We start from the raw sequence: 18,563 nt of genomic DNA, 5'->3' as shown, positions 1-18,563 counted from the left end.
CGGGGCCGCGCGACACCCGGTACTGAAGGGCCGCGAGCGGCGTTGTCAGTGCGGCGGTCCACAATGGTCCGCGACAGTTCCCGTTCATGTAACCGTTCTTGTAGGTGAAGGAGCCGCAGCCGCGATGGCCCGCCGCAGCACGAAGACCCCGCCGCCCGACGACTTCGAGGAGAAGATCCTCGACATCGACGTGGTCGACGAAATGCAGGGCTCCTACCTGGAGTACGCGTACTCGGTCATCTACTCACGCGCCCTGCCCGACGCCCGCGACGGGATGAAGCCCGTCCACCGTCGGATCGTCTACCAGATGAACGAGATGGGCCTGCGCCCCGAGCGCGGCTACGTGAAGTGCGCCCGCGTCGTCGGCGAGGTCATGGGTAAGTTGCACCCCCATGGCGACGCGTCGATCTACGACGCCCTGGTCCGCCTCGCCCAGCCGTTCTCCATGCGCGTCCCCCTGGTGGACGGGCACGGGAACTTCGGCTCCCTGGGCAATGACGACCGCCCGGCCGCCATGCGTTACACGGAGTGCCGCCCGGACGCCGCGGCGTCCCTCATGACGGAGTCGATCGACGAGAACACCGTCGACTTCGTCGCGAACTACGACGGCCAGGAGCAGGAGCCGCTCGTCCTCCCGGCGGCGTACCCGAACCTGCTGGTGAACGGCGCGTCGGGCATCGCGGTCGGCATGGCGACGAACATGGCGCCGCACAACCTGGGTGAAGTGATCGCCGCCGCGCGGCACTTGATCAAGCACCCGGGCGCCGACCTCGACACGCTCATGAAGTACATCCCGGGCCCCGACCTGCCCACGGGCGGCCGGATCGTCGGCCTGTCCGGCATCAGGGACGCGTACGAGACCGGCCGCGGCACGTTCAAGATCCGCTCGACGGTCTCCGTGGAGAACGTGACGGCGCGCCGCAAGGGCCTCGTCGTCACCGAGCTGCCCTTCGCGGTCGGCCCCGAGAAGGTCATCTCGAAGATCAAGGAACTCGTCGGTTCCAAGAAGCTCCAGGGCATCGCCGACGTCAAGGACCTCACGGACCGCGAGCACGGCCTGCGCCTGGTCATCGAGATCAAGAACGGCTTCGTGCCGGAGGCCGTCCTGGAGCAGCTCTACAAGCTGACGGCCATGGAGGAGTCCTTCGGCATCAACAACGTGGCGCTGGTGGACGGCCAGCCGCTCACCCTCGGCCTCAAGGAACTCCTCGAGGTCTACCTGGACCACCGCTTCGACGTGGTGCGCCGCCGCAGCGAGTTCCGCCGCAGCAAGAAGCAGGACCGGCTCCACCTGGTGGAGGGCCTCCTCGTCGCCCTGGTGGACATCGACGAGGTCATCCGCATCATCCGCTCCAGCGACAACAGCGCGCAGGCCAAGGAGCGCCTGATCGAGCGCTTCTCGCTGAGCGAGATCCAGACGCAGTACATCCTGGACACGCCGCTGCGCCGCCTCACCAAGTTCGACCGCATCGAGCTGGACGCGGAGCGCGACAAGCTCAACGGCGAGATCGACGAGCTGACCGGCATCCTCGAGTCCGACTCCGAGCTGCGCAAGCTGGTCTCCTCCGAACTGGCCGCCGTGGCGAAGAAGTTCGGCGACGACCGGCGCACGGTGCTCCTGGAGTCGGCGGGCGCCCCGGTGTCCGCGGTGCCGCTCCAGGTCGCCGACGACCCGTGCCGCGTGCTGCTCTCCTCGACCGGCCTCCTGGCCCGCACGGCGAACGGCGATCCCTTCACCGAAGGTGAAGGCACCAAGCGCACGAAGCACGACGTGATCGTCTCCTCGGTGCCCGCGACAGCGCGCGGCGAGATCGGCGTCGTCACGTCCGAAGGCCGCCTGCTGCGGCTGAACGTGGTCGACCTGCCGCAGCTCCCGGACTCGGCCGCCGCGCCGAACCTCTCCGGAGGCGCCCCGGTCGCCGAGTTCCTCTCGTCTCTGGAGGCTGACGAGTCGGTCGTGTGCCTCATGACCCTGGACGAGTCCTCGCCCGGTCTGGCGATCGGCACCGAACAGGGCATCGTGAAGCGCGTGGTGCCCGACTACCCGTCCCACAAGGAGGAGCTGGAGGTCATCACCCTCAAGGACGGTGACCGCATCGTCGGCGCCGCGGAGCTGCGCACCGGCGAGGAAGACCTGGTCTTCATCACGGACGACGCGCAGTTGCTGCGCTTCCAGGCGTCCATCGTGCGGCCGCAGGGCCGTGCGGCGGGCGGCATGTCCGGCGTGAAGCTCGCGACGGGCGCGAAGGTCATCTCGTTCACGGCGGTCGACCCGGCGGCCGACGCGGTGGTGTTCACCGTGGCCGGTTCGCGCGGCACGCTGGACGACTCGGTGCAGACGACGGCCAAGCTCACGCCGTTCGACCAGTACCCGAGGAAGGGGCGTGCCACGGGCGGCGTCCGCTGCCAGCGCTTCCTGAAGGGCGAGGACTGCCTGAGCCTGGCCTGGGCGGGACCGGCACCCGCGCGTGCGGCGCAGAAGAACGGCACGCCGGCCGAGCTGCCCGAGATGGACCCGCGCCGCGACGGCTCGGGCGTGTCGCTGCCGAAGACGGTGGCGTCGACGGCGGGCCCGGTCTAGAGCACGTAGTCCGCGACCTCCTCCGCTTCGCCCTTGTCCTGGACGTAGCGGAGGACGCCCCACATGCCCTGCTCGTCGGCGGCGTGTGGGGCGTCGCTCTTCGCGGCGTCGAGCTGCTTGCCGAGGGCGGTCGTGTCGATGCCGGACCCGATCAGGACGAGCTGGGTGAGGCGCTCCTCGCCGCTCGGCCACGGCTCCGGGTAGAACCTCAGGAAACGGCCCACGGCGTGCACGGCGTACCGGTTGCCCGTGTCGCCCGCGCCGAAGTCCACATATCCCTTGATGCGGTAGAGCCCCTCGGGCCTGCTGTCGAGAAACGCGATCAGCCGGCGGGGGTCCATGGGCACGTCGGAGGTGAACGCGACGCTGTCGTAGGCGGCGTGCAGATGCCCGTCGTGAGCCGCGTGGTCGTCATGCCGGTGCAGATCGTCGAAGGACAGCTGCCCGATCCGCTCCTCGGTGGGGCGGCAGTCGAAGAGCAGCGCCGGGTCGATGCGCCCGTACGACGCGGACACGACGGCGGCGCGGCCGGCCGCGGCCCGTACGGCGCCCAGGACCCGCTCGCGCTCGTCCGGCCCCACACGGTCGCCCTTGTTCACCACGACGAGGTCCGCGATCCCCAGGTGCCTGTCCACCTCGGGGTGCTTCTCGCGGGTGGCGTCGAACTCGACGGTGTCGACGACCTCGATCAACCCTCCGTACACGATGCGCGGGTTGTCACTTGCCAGCACCATGCGCACGAGTTCTTGAGGCTCCGCGATGCCGCTCGCCTCGATCACGATGACGTCAATGGCATGCACGTCATTGACGGGCCGGGTCAACTTGTCCAGATACACATCAAGTTCACTGGCGTCGACGGCACAGCACAAGCACCCATTGCCGAGCGAGACGGTCGAGTCGCCCAGCTGTCCCGCGACCGCCATGGCGTCGATCTCGATCGACCCGAAGTCGTTGACGATCGCCCCGATCCGGGTGCCACCGCTGCGGTGCAACAGATGATTGAGCAAGGTCGTCTTCCCCGACCCCAGGAAGCCGGCGAGGATGACGACGGGGATCTGCTGCGGGCTGGCCTTGCTCAACGCGACCTCTCTCACACCGGAGCGCACGCCGGTTCAGGGTCCGGCTCTCCTACGAAGAATGAATGCCGACCCAGGATACGAGCGGGCGGAAAGCCTGCGAAGTGAACGATTGCTAACGGCGCCCGCTGGGCACACGTTGGACATGGCGCCGGTTTTCGCGAACTGAGCATCCACCCGTGCGCCTCCTCTCCGCCTCCCGCCGATCAGAGCCGCTCGGCATCCTGGGAGTCGGCAAGCGCGCCGCCCACCGCCGCCGGTCTCCTCTCCGTCGCCCCGCATCCGACGACCGGCGCACGGTCGCCTGAATCGGGGGTTGACATGGCCACAAAGAAGTACGGCGCACAGCACTTCGCGTCCACCGCGGCCGCCGGCCTGTCGCTGGTCGGGGCCGGATTCGTGCTCGCCACGCAGCAACGCCGTTCCAAGACCCTGCGCATGCAGGAGAAGCGACTCGAGCAGGAACGGCAGACCCAGCGCCGCCTCGCCCTGGCCCATCAGCAGCGTATGCACTGGGAGTTGCTGATCAAAGCCATCGACGATTCGTCCCTGGCCGCCGTCATCGACACCTACGACAAGGACATCCCCGCAGAGAAACGCCGCCAGTTCCTGTATGCCAATGCCTGGTACGTCAATGCGTTCCATCTGTACCGCGCCGGCCTCGTTGACATCGAGGAGCTCTTCGGTCACCTGCGAGAACTCTTCCAGAACCCTGTGATGCGGGAGTACTGGAGTGCCTCCCAGGCCCAGCGAGACACACTCAAGTACTCCTCCGACGAGGCACGCATCGGACGCATCGTGAACGGCCTCATCCAGGACCTGGACGAGGCGGACACCGAAGAGTGGTGGGTCGTGGGGGAACCGCCACCTGCGCCCTGAACCACGTCAACCCGGGGGCACACCCAAACGAGTGGGATCAAACGGCAAGTGCCTTGTAAAATCTGGGCGTCGCGCCCCCGGCGCCCCATGCGACGCATTACTCTTCGGCGTACTCATTGGCTTGCTATTTTTTTGCCCAAAGGACCGGTACCCCTTGAAGATCGTGCGCCGCATCGGTGTGCCTCCTCGCGCCCGAGGCAGTGCCTCCGGCGCGAACTGCCCCGACGTATTCGAGCTCAGCGACGGGAACTTTGCCGTGATCGGAACCGAGGCCACAGCGGAGCTCGAAGGGAAGCTTCCGGACGATGCCTCGCGTGCCGACTACGAACGCATCGTGATCGTCAGCCGGGAGACGCTCTTGCGCGCGAAGGCCGACATCCCGGACGCCTGAGTCGAGCGGCCCCCTCGGGCGGGACGGCACGGGCTCCACTCCGTGACCGTCCCACGCCATCACTCCAATCCCGGCACCGCCACCGGCGCCCCCACCCCCACATACCTCGCCGCCGGACGAATGATCTTTGAGTCCTCCGACTGTTCCAGGATGTTGGCGCTCCAGCCGACCACCCGCGCCGCCGCGAACGTCGGCGTGAACATGGTGCGCGGCAGTCCGCACAGCTCCATGACCACGCCCGCGTAGAACTCCACGTTCGTGTGCAGTTCCCGGCCCGGCTTCAGTTCCGCGAGGATCGCCTCCACCTGGCGCTCGACCTGGACCGCGAAATCCACCAGCGGCCCGCCGAATCCCTCCGCGATCCCGCGCAGCATGCGCGACCGCGGATCCTCCGTGCGGTAGACGGGGTGGCCGAATCCCATGATCCGGTCCCCCGCGAGCACCCTCTCGCGGATCCAGGAATCGATACGGTCGGGCGTACCGATCGCGTCGAGCGTGTCGAGCGCCCGGCTCGGCGCCCCACCGTGCAGCGGCCCGGACAGCGCTCCGACCGCCCCGACCAGAGCGGCCACGACATCGGCCCCGGTCGACGCGATGACACGCCCCGTGAACGTTGACGCATTGAATCCGTGGTCAATGGTCGAGATCAGGTATTGCTCGATGGCCCGTGCATGTGCGGGATCCGGCTCCGACCCCGTCAACATGTACAGATAGTTGGCCGCATACGAGAGGTCCTCGCGCGGCTCCACCGGCTCGAGCCCCTCACCGAGCCGATGCAGCGCGGTCAGCATCGTGGGGACCACGGCCGTCGCCGCGACGGCGTCCGCACGCCGCCGGTCCCCGTCGATGTCGTACACGGGCCGGAAGCCACGGGACGCGCCGAACAACGAGAGCGCCGTACGCAGCCCGGCGAGCGGCCCGGAGACCGCACCCGCCCGGGCGATCGCCGGCAGCGCGGCCCGCACGTCCTCCGGCAGCCCACGCTGCCCGGCGGTCTCCCGCGCGAAGGCAGCCGACCGCTCGGCGTCGGGCAGTTCCCCGTGGAGCATCAGGTGCCAGACGTCCTCGAACCCGCGGGTCTCCGCGAGCTCGACGGCGGAGTACTGGCGGTAGTGGTAGAAGCCCTCGCGCCCCCTGACGTCCCCGAGTTCGGTGTCGGTGACGACGACACCGGCGAGCCCGCGCGGTACGTCGACGACCGTGGCGTTGATCGGCATGTTTCCTCCCTGGAGTTGATTTGACTGTCCATGCTTGACTCAATAACTGTCAATATTGATTGAATCAATGCATAGAGATCCGGATACGGTGACGCGCATGAGGGATCAAGAACCTGCGCCGACGCAGCAGGCCCGCCGCCTGACCACCAAGGAGACCGCCGAGCTGCTCGGCGTGAAGCCCGAGACGGTGTACGCGTACGTGAGCCGCGGGCAGCTCACGAGCAGGCGCGGGGAGAGCACGCGCGGCAGCACCTTCGACGCCTCCGAGGTCGAGGCCCTCGCCCGCCGCAACAGGCGGGAGACCACGACGAGTTCGGGCACCGGCGAGCTGTCGGTGCGCACGCGGCTCACCCTCATCGACGACGACCGGTACTTCTTCCGGGGGGTCGACGCGGTACGCCTCGCGACCCATCACTCGTACGAGGAGGTCGCGGAGTGGCTGTGGACGGGCCGGCTGCGCCCCGGCATCCGGTTCACCGCGCCCAAGGAGTCGCTCGCCGCGGCCCGCAAGGCCATGACCGGTCTGCCCGAACTCAGCAGCCCCGTAGACCGGTTGCGGGTGGCGGCCGTTGCCGCCGCGACGGCGGACCCGCTGCGCTACGACCTGTCCGAGGACTCCGTGCTCGGCGCCGCCCGATCCCTCATCCCGACTCTCGCGGCCGCCCTGCCCCTCGTACGACCGACGTACGTGGACGGCGCTCCGATCGCCCAGCGGCTGTGGGGGCGGCTGACCTACCGGGAGCCCGACGAGGCGTCACTGCGCGTCCTGGACATGGCCCTCGCCCTGCTGGTGGATCACGACCTGGCGGCGTCGACGCTCGCCGTGCGCGTCGCGGCGTCCGCGCGTGCGCACACCTACGCGGCCGTCTCGGCGGGCCTGGGCGTCCTGGAGGGGCCCCTGCACGGAGCGGCGAGCGGTGTGGCCCACCGGATGCTCCTCGACGTCCTCGACCGGGGCAGCGCGGGAGCCGTGGTCGCCGACGAACTGCGCTCGGGCCGCCGCGTGCCCGGGCTCGGGCACCGGCTCTACCGGGGTGAGGACCCGCGCGCGCAGGCGCTGTTCGGGGCCCTCGAGGAGCTGCCCAAGGCGCAACCCGCCCTGATGGCCGCCCGCGACGTCGTGGCGACCACCGCGCGCCACACGGACCTGCACGCCAATGTGGACCTGGCCCTCGCCGTCTTCACCGCCTCGTTCGGGATGCCGGCGGAGGCAGGCGAGACGATCTTCGCCGTCGCACGCACGGCGGGCTGGATCGCGCACGCCCTGGAGGAGTACGGCGAACGCCCTCTCCGTATGCGGCCTACAGGGCACTACGTAGGCCTGCGCCCACCGCAGCCCCTGCCATCGGATTCCGCGGCGGAGTGACCGGAGCGGCCGGGTTAGGGTCGCCGCTGTGAACACGTGCACGACCGCCTCGCGGGAACTTGAGGAACCTCTGGCCGGTACGGCGGCCACCGCGCGCACCTGGCTGCTGATCGAACAGCCGGGGCCATGGGGCGCGAAGGCCCTGGCCTCCAGCCATCTCGACCCCGAGGTGGGCCGCGCTCTGGAGGCGGCGGCCGACGGCACCGGCGTGCGCGTCGCCCTCATCCGCCGTCCGGGCCGGCACGCGGACCACCACACCTCGCAGCGCCACCAGGTGTACGTGGCCCACACGGTCCCGGGAAACACCTGGCTGCGCGGCACCACCGTCACCGATCCTGAAGAGCTACTGCGGCTCGACTTCGCCGCCCTGGGAGCAGGCCGGCACGGCGGCTTCGGGGCACCCCACGAAGGCGAGCCCCTCGCCTTCGTCTGCACGAACGGCAAGCGCGACCGGTGCTGCGCGCTTCTGGGCCGTCCCCTGGCCTCCGAACTCGCCTCCTCCGAAGGAGAGAGCGTCTGGGAGATCACACACCTGGGCGGCCACCGCTTCTCCCCCACGCTCCTCGTTCTGCCTTACGGCTACGCCTACGGAAGGTCCTCGGCGGCCGACGTCAAACAAGCCCTCCACGCGGTGCGCTCGGGCCGGATCATGCTCGATGGCTGCCGTGGCAATTCCGCCTGGGACCGTCCGGGGCAGGCCGCCGAGCTCGCGGTGCGCCGGACGGCCAGCGAGCACTGTGCCGGCGTCCTGAGTGTCGTACACACCGCATCGGTGGATCGACCAACCGATGCACCTGTTGACGACGATCCACCTGTTGATGAGCATGCGTACACCGCGTACTGGGACGTCACGATCGACCACACGGACGGCCGCCGGTGGACGGTCCTGGTCGCCCGCGGCGACTCGCTCCCGGCCCGTCCGGAGAGCTGCGGAGCCGCGGTCGGGTCGCCGGCACGTATGGATGTCGTCGCTGTCCGTGAGGCCGCCGACCTGCGCGGCTGACCTGGGCGCTCCTCGACGGGAGCGGCGGGGAGATCCGTGCCACAAGGTCTTCGACCAGGGCCGAGGGGCCCGTACCGTTCTGAGCCATGAGCCCGACTTCCCCTGCCCGCCGGCTGCGCTTCGGCCTCCCCAAGCGGGTGTTCGCCCAGGTGCTGCTGATGCAGGTGGCGATCGCCGCGGGGGTGGCGGTGTTGGCCACGGGGCTCTTCCTGGCGCCGCTGAGCGACCAGCTCGACGACCAGGCGATGCGCCGGGCCCTGGCCATCGCGCAGACCACCGCCGCGGAGCCGCGGATCGCCGAGGAGCTGCGCTCCTCACGGCCGAGCCCCGACGGTCCCGTGCAGGCCGCGGCGGAGCGGATCCGGCGGGCCAGTGGCGCCGAGTACGTCGTGATCATGAACAGGGAAGGGGTCCGCTGGTCGCACACCGACCGCGGCCGGATCGGGCACATCGTGTCGACGGACCCCAGCGCGGCGCTGGGGGGCCGCGCGGTCATGGAGATCGACGACGGGACGCTCGGCCGCTCCGCGCGCGGCAAAGTGCCCCTGAGGGCCGCTGACGGGGCCATCGTGGGCGCCGTCTCGGTCGGCATCGAGTACGACAGCGTTCGCGCGCGCCTCGTCCACGCCATCCCGGGCCTGTTCGCCTACGCGGGAGGGGCCTTGGCCGTCGGGGCGCTCGCCGCGTACCTGATCTCGCGGCGGGTCCAGCGGCAGACCCGTGACCTGGCCTTCTCGGACATCTCGGCGCTCCTGGCCGAGCGCGAGGCCATGCTGCACGGCATTCGCGAGGGCGTCGTGGCGCTGGACCGCGGCGGACGGGTGCGCCTGCTCAACGACGAGGCGCAGCGGTTGCTCGGCGTCGATGCGCAGGTCATCGGACAGCCCCTGGACGAGGCGCTCGGGGCGGGGCGCACGACGGACGTGCTCGCGGGGCACGTCTCCGGGACCGATCTGCTGACCGTCCGAGGTCAGCGTGTCCTGGTCGCGAACCGGATGCCCACCGACGACGGCGGCGCGGTCGCCACCCTGCGCGACCGCACCGAGCTGGAGCAGTTGGGCCGCGAACTCGACTCCACGCGTGGCCTGATCGACGCCCTGCGGGCACAGGACCACGAACACGCGAACCGCATGCATACGTTGTTGGGCCTTCTGGAGCTGGAGATGTACGAGGAGGCCGTGGACTTCGTCGGCGAGGTGGCGGGGGCGCGCCGGGTGACCGCGGAGCAGATCACCGAGCGGATCGAGGATCCCCTGCTCTCGGCACTGATGGTCGGCAAGGCGACCGTGGCCGCGGAGCGCGGTGTCGCGTTCGGCATCTCCGAGGACACCTGGCTGCCGGACCGCCTCGTCGATCCGCGCGGCCTGGTGACGATCGTCGGCAACCTGGTGGACAACGCCCTGGACGCGGCATCGGGTTCGGGGCAGCACGCGCGCGTGGAGGTGGTGCTGCGTGCCGAAGGCCGTAGTGCTGTCCTACGGGTACGCGATTCGGGGCCCGGCGTCCCCGCCGACCAGCGGGAGACGGTCTTCGTGGAAGGCTGGTCCACCAAGGAGCCACCGGCCCACGGCAAACGCGGCATCGGGCTCGCCCTGGTGCGCCGGTTCGCGGAGCGGCAGGGCGGCACGGCCGAAGTGAGCCGATCGCCCCTGGGCGGCGCCGAATTCGTCGTCGTCCTGCCGGAGGCCCTCACCGTGGACGTGCCGGACGTGACCGAGGAGGCCCGATGATCGACGTACTGGTCGTGGACGACGACACCCGCGTGGCCGACGTCAACGCCGCCTATGTGGCGAAGGTTCCCGGATTCCGTGTCGCGGCGACCGCCCACAGCGCGGCCGAGGCACTCGACCGGATCGAGGAGCTCCATGTCGATCTGGTGCTGCTCGACCACTACCTTCCGGACCGGACGGGTCTGGCGCTGGCCCGCACGGTGCGCGAGCGCGGCCACCAGATCGACGTGATCATGGTGACCGCGGCGCGCGACGTGGGGACCGTGCAGGCCGCGATGCGCCACGGTGCGCTGCAGTACCTGGTCAAGCCGTTCTCGTTCGCGGGCCTGCGCGGGAAGTTGGAGGCGTACGCGACGCTGCGGCGCACCCTGGACGGCGGGGGCGAGGCGGAACAGGCGGAGGTCGACCGGATCTTCGGCGCGCTCTCCGCCGGGCCCGCGCCCGAGCTGCCCAAGGGGCACTCGCCCACCACCGCCGAGCTGGTCCGCCGGGCGATGATGACCGCCGAAGGCCCGCTGTCGGCCCAGGAGTTGGCCGACGCCACCGGGCTGAGCCGGCAGACCGCCCAGCGCTATCTCAAGCTCCTGGAGCGGACCGGGCGGGTGCGGCTGAGCCTCAAGTACGGCGACACCGGGCGGCCCGAGCACCGCTACGAGTGGGCCGCCAGCCGCTGACTCTTCGCCCCTGTCAGACCGCCCCTGCGCCTGTGAGAGCCCGTACCTCGGTCTCCGCGTGCTTTGCCTCGTCCGGCTCCTCTGGGGAGGTCACGGTGCCGAGCCAGCCCGCGAGGAAGCCGAGCGGAATCGAGACGAGCCCGGGGTTCTCCAGCGGGAAGTACTGGAAGTCCACACCGGGGAACAGCGATGCCGGGCTCCCGGAGACCACCGGGGACAGCACGACGAGCACCAGTGCGGGCACCAGACCGCCGTACACCGACCACACGGCGCCCCGTGTGGTGAAGCCCCGCCAGAACAGCGAGTAGAGCAGCACGGGCAGATTCGCCGACGCTGCGACCGCGAACGCGAGCCCGACGAGGAACGCCACGTTCAGATCCCGCGCGAGCAGCCCGAGACCGATCGCGAGCACGCCGACGCCCGCCGCGGCGACCCGCGCCACCGCGACCTCGCTCCACTGCCTGCCGCCGGGCTTCCCGTCGGGGCCGCCCTTGCGGAGCGTGGCGTACAGGTCGTGCGCCACGGAGGCCGAGGAGGCCAGCGTGATCCCGGCGACGACGGCGAGGATCGTGGCGAAGGCGACCGCGGCCACGATCGCGAACAGCACCGTGCCCCCGGTGGAGTCGGCGCCGCCGCCCAGGTCGAGGGCGAGCAGCGGAACCGCCGTGTTCCCCGCGGCATTCGAGCCCCGGACGGCCTCGGGGCCAACGAGGGCCGCGGCGCCGAATCCGAGCACGATCGTCATCAGGTAGAAGCTGCCGATGAGCCCGATGGACCACACGACCGAGCGGCGCGCGGCCCGCGCGGTCGGCACGGTGTAGAAGCGCGACAGGATGTGCGGAAGGCCCGCCGTGCCGAGCACGAGCGCGAGGCCGAGGCTGATGAAGTCGAAGCGCGCGGTCCAGCTTCCGCCGTACTTCAGACCGGGCACCAGGAAGTCCGAGCCGTGCCCGCTGCGTGCGGCGGCGGTGCGCAGCAGCTGGTCGAAGTCGCCGTGGAAGCGCACGAGGACGAGCACCGTCAGGGCGATCGCCCCGCCCATGAGCAGGACGGCCTTCACGATCTGGATCCAGGTGGTGGCCCGCATCCCTCCCATCGACACATAGACGACCATGAGCGCGCCCACGCCGACGACGGTCCAGGCCTGCGCGGCGCCACTCGCCTCCCCCAGCAGCAGCGCGACCAGGCTTCCCGCGCCCACCATCTGCGCCACCAGATACAGAACGGACACGGTCACCGAGGAAGTTCCCGCGGCGATCCGCACCGGCCGCTCCCGCATCCGGGCCGCGACGACGTCGGCGAGCGTGAACCGACCGCAGTTGCGCACCAGTTCAGCCACGAGGAAGAGGACCACGAGCCAGGCCACGAGGAAGCCGACCGAGTAGAGCAGCCCGTCGTAGCCGAACAGCGCGATCAGCCCGGAGATGCCGAGGAAGGACGCCGCCGACATGTAGTCGCCCGCGATGGCGAATCCGTTCTCCATGGGCGAGAACAGCCGACCGCCCGCGTAGAACTCCTCGGCCGAACCGTGCCGCTTGCGGCTCGCCCAGGTCGTGATGGCGAGCGTGACCGCCACGAACGCGCTGAACAGGACCAGGGCCAGGGTCTGATGCGCCCCCGTCACGGCCGGCCTCCCTCGCCGTGCGCCACGCCGTTCACGCGCGCGTGCCCGGCGATGCCGCGCGTCATCTCCTGTGTGTCCCACCGCAGTTCGAGCGCCGCGCGATCACGTCGCAGCCGCGCGTGGCGTGCGTACAGCCACGTCAGCAGGAACGTACTGGCGAACTGCCCGAGGCCCGCGACCATCGCCACGTTCACGGCGCCCGCGACCGGTTCGGCCATCAGGCCGGGCGCCGTCGTCGCGGTCACGACGTACGCGACGTACCAGGCGAAGAAGAGTACGAACGCCGGGACGACGAACCGCCGGTAGCGCCTGCGCACTTCCTGGAACGCCGCGCTGCGCTGCACCTCCAGGTAGACCCCTGCCGCGCTCCGCTCGGACGGCACGGACTGGGCGGGCACGGCTGCCGACGTCGCGCCCGGGCCGCGCCACTCACCCCATTCCGCGTCCGGCTCGTCGTACCAGGGATCGCCGCTGCCCCTCGTGGCAACGGCCCTGGGCGGCGCGGCCGCGCGCCCGTCGTGCTTGTCCACCGAACTCTCCTTGTCCGCGGCCCACTGCGGCCGCGGACCAAGGATGGACAGACCGGGAAGATCCCGGACGCTCTCCGCAGACCCTTCACCCCATTAGGTGATGGACGATCCCGGCAGTTTCGCGAGTCCGTGCCGATACGCGTAACGGACGGCCTGGGCGCGGTCCTTGAGCCCGGCCTTCGCGAACAGATTGTTGATGTGCGTCTTCACCGTCGCGGTGGAGACGTGCAGCGACTTGGCGATCTCCTGGTTCGTCAGCCCCTCCGCGATCAGCACCAGGACCTCGGCCTCCCGCGCCGTCAGGCCGTCGGGGGGTTCGACGGGATCCGGCGCGGCGGCCTCGGGCTGCGACAGTCTCTCCAGGAGCCGCCGCTGGATCTTCGGCGAAAGGCCCGCGTCGCCGGACAGCACGTCCTCCACCGCGCGGACGATCTCCTCCCCGCCGGCGTCCTTCGTGAGATAGCCGCGGGCTCCCGCTCTGAGGGCCGGAAAGAGCGACTCGTCGTCGGCGTACGTGGTCAGGATGATGACCTGGGTGCCCGGGTGCTCCTGCCGGATCCGTCTGGTCGCCTCCGCTCCGTCGCAGCGCGGCATGCGCAGGTCCATCAGCACGACGTCCGGGGACAGTTCGGCCACGAGCGCGACCGCCTCGTCACCGTCTCCCCCGGAGCCCACGACCTCGATCCCGGGCAGCAGCCCGAGCAGCATCACGATCCCTTCGCGCACCACTGTCTGGTCGTCGACCACCACCACGCGGGCCGGTGGCCTCTCCGCGCGCTCCCCCGCCTGGACCCCGCTCATACGGGAACCTTCAACCTGACCACGAAACCCTCCTCGTACGGCCCCGCCTCGAGCGTGCCGCCCAGCAGCTCGGCGCGCTCCTTCATCCCCAACAGACCGTAACCGCCACCACTGACAGTGAGCTCCTCGTGCGGCCGGGGCGCCCCCGAATCCCGTACCTCCAGGGCCACTTCGCCCGACCCGTACTCCAGCCGGACATCCGTCTTCGCACCCGGCGCATGCTTACGCACGTTCGTCAGTGCCTCCTGCGCGACCCTGCGCACGGTCTGTGACGCCTCCGTCGGCACGGGCCGACGCCCGCCTCCCACCGTGAGCGTCGCCCCGTCCGAGGAGGTGACCAGCTCCCGCAGGAAGTCCTCCAGCGGCGTCATCTCGCCCCGCAGCGCGGACAGGGCCTGCCGCGTCTCGTCGAGCCCGTCCCGGGCCATGCCGCGCGCCGCCACGACGCGCTCCAGGATCTGGTCCCGGTCCGCCCCGCGTTCGATGAGGAGCCGGGCGGCCTCCAGATGCACGAGCTGGGCGGAGAGGCTGTGCGCGAGGACGTCGTGGATGTCGCGGGCGATCCGCGACCGCTCGGCGAGCGCCGCCGACTCCGCCTCGGCGGCACGCGCGGCACGCTCCTGTTCCAGGGCGCGCTGTGCGCTCCCCCTTGCTTCGGCGTCCAGACGCAGCACGTACCCGGACAGGCACAGGCCGATGGCGACGACGGCGGTGGTCAGCCAGGCGTCGTTGTTGACCAGCGCGAATCCGGTGAGGGCCACCGCGGTGGCGGGCACGGACGCGGCCAGGGGCAGCCGCTCGAGCGCGGAGACCGCGCAGCCGCACCACAGGACGATGGCCGGCCCGACGAACCCGGCCCACTGGGCCAGGACGGCCGTCGCCACCAGAAACGCCAGCAGCCCGAGGGAGGGCCACAACCGGTGGTCGAGCGTGGTGCGGAAGAAGGCCCAGGCCGCCGCCGCGCACGCGATCAGGAGCACGGGGACGAGGATCAGCGCCCAGTCGCTGACGTCGCGCTGGGTGACGGCGGTCCACACCAGGACCGCGACCACGACCGTCCGCACCGCCCGGGCGAGCATGCGCCGGGCGCGCGTGACGCCCTCGCGGGAGAGCGCCTCCCGGGAGGGCCACTCCGTCCAGTTTCCGCGGATCACCTACGGTCCTCCCACGCCGGCTGGGCGACAGGACCAACGTACGCCGAGCGCTCCTGGTCGGCCCGCAGCATCAGCAGGCCGGAGCGGACCAGGAGCGAGACGGCGAAGCCGAGCATCAGGGCCGAGCTGCCGAGGTGGACGCCCATCGCCAGACCGACGCCCGCCACGGCCGCGCGGGCCGCGACGCCACCGAGCCAGGCCCCGGCCGTCGCGACGGTGCCCTTGGTCCACACGTCGCCCCGCTCGTCCGTCCACACGCGCGTCGTGAACGCCCACCCGACGCCTATGCCCACACTCACCAGCACCTCGACGGTGAGCAGCACGACCGAGCCCGTCACGTGATGGGGGTCCGTCACCGCGCCGTCCTTCACGGCGAGGACCGCGAGGATCGCGGGCAGCAGCCACCACTTCCGGTCGCCGGACAGCCGCTCCGTCCTGAACTGGCGCACCAGGACGAGTGCGACGACGGCGACGATCACCAAGACGGTGGGGATCCCGGACATGACTGCCTCCGTGGAGCGGTCGTGAGCGAAGGGGTTCAACGCCTTTGACGCTACGGAAATCAGCAGGTCAGGAGATCGGAGCCGGGGTGGATCCCGGGTGGATCATGCGTCTCCACCCGGGGGTGGAGACGCATGAGGTGAACTGCGCGGCGGGGGCACGATCACCGCGCCCCCGCCCTCGTCACTACAGGTCGAGGTCCTCGTCGCTACATGTCGATGCGCGAGCGGTCGAGGGTCGATGCGGAGCTGCTGATGAACTCCTTGCGCGGCGCCACGTCGTTGCCCATCAGCAGGTCGAAGACGTGCTCCGCCGCCTCCAGCTCGCCGATGTTGATCCGGCGCAGCGTGCGGTGGCGCGGGTCCATCGTGGTCTCCGCCAGCTGGTCGGCGTCCATCTCGCCGAGACCCTTGTAGCGCTGGATCGAGTCCTTGTACCGCACGCCCTTGCGCTGGAGCTCGAGCAGCGTCTCGCGCAGCTCGCGGTCCGAGTACGTGTAGATGTACTTGTCCTGGCCCTTCTTGGGCTGGACCAGCTCGATGCGGTGCAGGGGCGGCACGGCGGCGAAGACCCGGCCGGCCTCGATCATCGGCCGCATGTAGCGCTGGAACAGCGTCAGCAGCAGCGTACGGATGTGCGCGCCGTCGACGTCGGCGTCGACGAGCAGGATGATCTTCCCGTAGCGCGCCGCGTCGATGTCGAAGGTCCGCCCGGACCCAGCTCCTATGACCTGGATGATGGCGCCGCACTCCACGTTCTTCAGCATGTCCGTCACGGACGACTTCTGAACGTTGAGGATCTTGCCGCGGATCGGCAGCAGTGCCTGGAACTCGGAGTTCCGGGCCAGCTTGGCGGTGCCGAGCGCGGAGTCGCCCTCGACGATGAACAGCTCGCTGCGCTCCACGTCGTCACTGCGGCAATCCGCGAGCTTGGCGGGGAGGGACGAGGACTCCAGGGCAGTCTTGCGCCGCTGCGCGTCCTTGTGCTGACGTGCGGCGATGCGCGTACGGGCCGCGGCGACGGCCTTCTCCATGACGGCGCGGGCCTGCGCCTTGGCGTCGCGCTTGGTGGACGACAGGAACGCCTTGAGCTCCTTGGCCACGACATTCGCCACGATCCTGTTGGCCGCCGAGGTACCGAGGACCTCCTTGGTCTGGCCCTCGAACTGCGGCTCGGCCAGACGCACCGTGACGACGGCCGTGAGGCCCTCCAGGGCGTCGTCCTTGACGACGTCGTCCTCGGCCACGCGCAGCACCTTCTGGGCGCGCAGCACCTCGTTCATCGTCTTCGTGAGCGAGCGCTCGAAGCCCGTCACATGGGTGCCGCCCTTGGGCGTGGCGATGATGTTCACGAACGACTTGATGGTCGTGTCGTACCCGGTGCCCCAGCGCAGCGCGATGTCGACGCCGAGTTCGCGCTGGACCTCGGTCGGCGTCATCTGCCCGTGCTCGTCGAGCACGGGGACGGTCTCCTTGAAGGTGCCCTGCCCGGTGAAGCGGAGGACGTCGCAGACCGGCTTGTCCTGCGCCAGGTACTCGCAGAACTCGCTGATGCCTCCGTCGAAACGGAAGGATTCCTCGCCCTTGCTTCCGCCCTCACCGAGGCCGAACTCGTCACGGACGACGATGGTCAGGCCCGGCACCAGGAACGCTGTCTGCCGCGCGCGCTGGTGCAGCTCGCCCAGGGAGAGCTTGGCGTCCTTCAGGAAGATCTGGCGGTCCGCCCAGTAGCGGACCCGGGTGCCCCGGCGCGTCTTCGGGACCTTCTTGACCTTGCTCAGTCGCACCGAGGGGTCGAACGAAGCGTCGGGTCCGGGCTTGGCGAAGCCGCCGGGGACGCCGCGCCGGAAGCTGATGGCGTGCGTGTGCCCCCCGAGGTCCACCTCGACGTCGAGACGCGCCGACAGCGCGTTCACCACGGAGGCGCCCACGCCGTGCAGGCCGCCTGAGGCCGCATACGCGCCCCCGCCGAACTTGCCGCCCGCGTGGAGCTTGGTCATGACGACCTCGACTCCGGAGAGGCCTGTCTTGGGCTCGACGTCCACGGGGATGCCGCGGCCGTTGTCCCGCACCTCTACGGAGGCGTCGTCGTGAAGGATCACTTCGATGCGGTCGCAATAGCCACCGAGGGCCTCGTCGACCGAGTTGTCGATGATCTCCCAGAGGCAGTGCATCAGGCCACGACTGTCGGTCGAGCCGATGTACATGCCCGGACGCTTGCGTACGGCTTCGAGCCCCTCAAGGACGAGCAGGTGCCGCGCGGTGTAGTTGGAACCGTCCCGGTCTGCTCCGGTCAGCAGCGCTGTGGACGGCACGGACGTATCGGCGGTCACGCGGTTCGCTCCTCGCTGAATTTCAGATGGGGCCCTCACAAATGAAGGGCCGGCGTCGGTCGCCGTTCAGAGGGTACCGAGGCCTGGTAGAGCCTTTGTCACGCCACCCTCACCTCAGCCCAGACTAGTCCAGGATCGCATGAGTGTTCGATCCCTCGATGGAGTGACGCCCACATCACGTTCCCTTCCAGGCATGAACCATTTAGGCTCCGGGCACGTCCTCATGAACAAACCGGCAACCAGCCGGGGGAGGACCGACCTGACAGAACGCGCGAACCCGTAAGACGTTAGAGACGCAATACGGCACATTCGCCGCCACCCGGCGACAGACAGCCGGCCTCGAAGAAATTTTTCGAGGAAAAGCCGCGAGCGGGAACGTTTTCGGCCTGGTTGGATGTTGACCCTGGTACGACAGCTCGTCGAGCTAGAGAAGAGGCGACGTGACTACTGTTCTGACCCCCGCGACCCCCCTGACGGCCGCTGACCGCTGTGACCGTTGCGGCGCCCAGGCATATCTGCGCGTCGTCCTGATCAGCGGTGGTGAACTGCTCTTCTGCGCCCACCACGGTCGCAAGTTCGAGCCGGAACTCAAGAAGATCGCCGCTGAGATACAGGACGAGACGGAGCGGCTCACCGCCGTTCCGGCAAGCGCCGAGACCGAGGAACGCTGACGCCTCGCACACACGACGAGCCAGCTCCGGCAT

16 protein-coding genes are annotated in these 18,563 nt (G+C 70.0%); 8 read left to right on the top strand and 8 right to left on the bottom strand.

Annotated features, from left to right (window positions below):
• The first annotated feature begins 124 nt into the window (after positions 1 to 124).
• Positions 125 to 2,581, top strand: coding sequence for a DNA gyrase/topoisomerase IV subunit A (locus ACZ7L4_RS07310; protein ID WP_472100540.1), 2,457 nt, complete (start codon positions 125 to 127; stop codon positions 2,579 to 2,581).
• On the opposite strand, the gene ACZ7L4_RS07305 is transcribed toward ACZ7L4_RS07310, so the two are convergent.
• On the bottom strand, positions 2,578 to 3,660 hold the full coding sequence (locus ACZ7L4_RS07305; RefSeq protein ID WP_472100538.1) for a CobW family GTP-binding protein: 1,083 nt from the start codon (positions 3,658 to 3,660) through the stop codon (positions 2,578 to 2,580). The two genes, ACZ7L4_RS07310 and ACZ7L4_RS07305, sit on opposite strands and share 4 nt — an antisense overlap.
• A gap of 318 nt (positions 3,661 to 3,978) precedes the next feature.
• Between ACZ7L4_RS07305 and ACZ7L4_RS07300 the strand changes: the two genes are divergently transcribed.
• Together ACZ7L4_RS07300 and ACZ7L4_RS07295 are read left to right on the top strand one after the other, a co-directional pair.
• On the top strand, positions 3,979 to 4,536 hold the full coding sequence (locus ACZ7L4_RS07300; protein ID WP_472100536.1) for a DUF6082 family protein: 558 nt from the start codon (positions 3,979 to 3,981) through the stop codon (positions 4,534 to 4,536).
• 154 nt (positions 4,537 to 4,690) lie between these two features.
• Entirely contained in the window at positions 4,691 to 4,927 is a 237-nt protein-coding gene (locus tag ACZ7L4_RS07295) for a hypothetical protein (RefSeq protein WP_472100534.1), read from the top strand.
• 59 nt (positions 4,928 to 4,986) lie between these two features.
• Here ACZ7L4_RS07295 and ACZ7L4_RS07290 read toward each other — a convergent pair whose 3' ends face one another.
• A complete protein-coding gene (locus tag ACZ7L4_RS07290; RefSeq protein ID WP_472100533.1) occupies positions 4,987 to 6,144 on the bottom strand; it encodes a citrate synthase/methylcitrate synthase in 1,158 nt (385 codons plus the stop codon).
• Between the two features lie 97 nt (positions 6,145 to 6,241).
• On the opposite strand from ACZ7L4_RS07290, the gene ACZ7L4_RS07285 reads away from it, so the two are divergent.
• The 4 genes from ACZ7L4_RS07285 (at position 6,242) to ACZ7L4_RS07270 (ending at position 10,917) form a co-directional block, all read left to right on the top strand.
• Complete coding sequence (locus tag ACZ7L4_RS07285) at positions 6,242 to 7,510, top strand: citrate synthase family protein (protein WP_472100532.1); 1,269 nt, start codon at positions 6,242 to 6,244, stop codon at positions 7,508 to 7,510.
• A 28-nt stretch (positions 7,511 to 7,538) separates the two neighbouring features.
• Positions 7,539 to 8,513, top strand: coding sequence for a sucrase ferredoxin (locus tag ACZ7L4_RS07280; RefSeq protein WP_472100531.1), 975 nt, complete (start codon positions 7,539 to 7,541; stop codon positions 8,511 to 8,513).
• An 86-nt stretch (positions 8,514 to 8,599) separates the two neighbouring features.
• Entirely contained in the window at positions 8,600 to 10,243 is a 1,644-nt protein-coding gene (locus tag ACZ7L4_RS07275) for a sensor histidine kinase (protein ID WP_472100530.1), read from the top strand.
• The gene (locus ACZ7L4_RS07270; protein ID WP_472100528.1) at positions 10,240 to 10,917 is read left to right on the top strand and encodes a response regulator; all 678 of its coding nucleotides are present in this window, start codon (positions 10,240 to 10,242) and stop codon (positions 10,915 to 10,917) included. Before ACZ7L4_RS07275 ends, ACZ7L4_RS07270 begins: the two co-directional genes overlap by 4 nt.
• 13 nt (positions 10,918 to 10,930) lie before the next feature.
• Here ACZ7L4_RS07270 and ACZ7L4_RS07265 read toward each other — a convergent pair whose 3' ends face one another.
• The 6 genes from ACZ7L4_RS07265 to ACZ7L4_RS07240 all read right to left on the bottom strand — a co-directional run bounded on the left by ACZ7L4_RS07265 (position 10,931) and on the right by ACZ7L4_RS07240 (position 17,859).
• On the bottom strand, positions 10,931 to 12,541 hold the full coding sequence (locus ACZ7L4_RS07265) for a solute symporter family protein (RefSeq protein WP_472100526.1): 1,611 nt from the start codon (positions 12,539 to 12,541) through the stop codon (positions 10,931 to 10,933).
• Entirely contained in the window at positions 12,538 to 13,071 is a 534-nt protein-coding gene (locus ACZ7L4_RS07260; protein ID WP_472100525.1) for a DUF485 domain-containing protein, read from the bottom strand. The genes ACZ7L4_RS07265 and ACZ7L4_RS07260 overlap by 4 nt, the downstream gene beginning before the upstream one ends.
• A 93-nt stretch (positions 13,072 to 13,164) precedes the next feature.
• Positions 13,165 to 13,872 (bottom strand): response regulator, encoded by a 708-nt coding sequence (locus tag ACZ7L4_RS07255; protein ID WP_472100523.1) that lies wholly within the window; start codon positions 13,870 to 13,872, stop codon positions 13,165 to 13,167.
• Positions 13,869 to 15,026 (bottom strand): sensor histidine kinase, encoded by a 1,158-nt coding sequence (locus tag ACZ7L4_RS07250; protein ID WP_472100521.1) that lies wholly within the window; start codon positions 15,024 to 15,026, stop codon positions 13,869 to 13,871. The genes ACZ7L4_RS07255 and ACZ7L4_RS07250 overlap by 4 nt, the downstream gene beginning before the upstream one ends.
• The gene (locus tag ACZ7L4_RS07245; protein ID WP_472100519.1) at positions 15,023 to 15,529 is read right to left on the bottom strand and encodes a DUF1453 domain-containing protein; all 507 of its coding nucleotides are present in this window, start codon (positions 15,527 to 15,529) and stop codon (positions 15,023 to 15,025) included. The genes ACZ7L4_RS07250 and ACZ7L4_RS07245 overlap by 4 nt, the downstream gene beginning before the upstream one ends.
• Positions 15,530 to 15,735: 206 nt before the next feature.
• A complete protein-coding gene (locus ACZ7L4_RS07240) occupies positions 15,736 to 17,859 on the bottom strand; it encodes a DNA gyrase/topoisomerase IV subunit B (RefSeq protein ID WP_472100517.1) in 2,124 nt (707 codons plus the stop codon).
• Between the two features lie 440 nt (positions 17,860 to 18,299).
• Here ACZ7L4_RS07240 and ACZ7L4_RS07235 point away from each other — a divergent pair, with 440 nt between their 5' ends.
• Positions 18,300 to 18,530 carry a DUF7455 domain-containing protein gene (locus ACZ7L4_RS07235; RefSeq protein WP_356378190.1) on the top strand — a complete coding sequence of 77 codons (231 nt, stop codon included), beginning with the start codon at positions 18,300 to 18,302 and terminating at the stop codon, positions 18,528 to 18,530.
• Positions 18,531 to 18,563: the final 33 nt, after the last annotated feature.

This window comes from Streptomyces sp. NPDC107575, assembly GCF_055657265.1.
Note: the sequence above shows the minus strand (reverse complement) of the source record. Positions and strands in the feature narration are given on the sequence as shown.

Coding starts and splice junctions, on each gene's coding strand:
- ACZ7L4_RS07310 (WP_472100540.1), top strand. CDS start 125: ATGGCCCGCCGCAGCACGAAGACCCCGCCGCCCGACGACTTCGAGGAG.
- ACZ7L4_RS07300 (WP_472100536.1), top strand. CDS start 3,979: ATGGCCACAAAGAAGTACGGCGCACAGCACTTCGCGTCCACCGCGGCC.
- ACZ7L4_RS07290 (WP_472100533.1), bottom strand. CDS start 6,144: ATGCCGATCAACGCCACGGTCGTCGACGTACCGCGCGGGCTCGCCGGT.
- ACZ7L4_RS07285 (WP_472100532.1), top strand. CDS start 6,242: ATGAGGGATCAAGAACCTGCGCCGACGCAGCAGGCCCGCCGCCTGACC.
- ACZ7L4_RS07275 (WP_472100530.1), top strand. CDS start 8,600: ATGAGCCCGACTTCCCCTGCCCGCCGGCTGCGCTTCGGCCTCCCCAAG.
- ACZ7L4_RS07270 (WP_472100528.1), top strand. CDS start 10,240: ATGATCGACGTACTGGTCGTGGACGACGACACCCGCGTGGCCGACGTC.
- ACZ7L4_RS07255 (WP_472100523.1), bottom strand. CDS start 13,872: ATGAGCGGGGTCCAGGCGGGGGAGCGCGCGGAGAGGCCACCGGCCCGC.
- ACZ7L4_RS07245 (WP_472100519.1), bottom strand. CDS start 15,529: ATGTCCGGGATCCCCACCGTCTTGGTGATCGTCGCCGTCGTCGCACTC.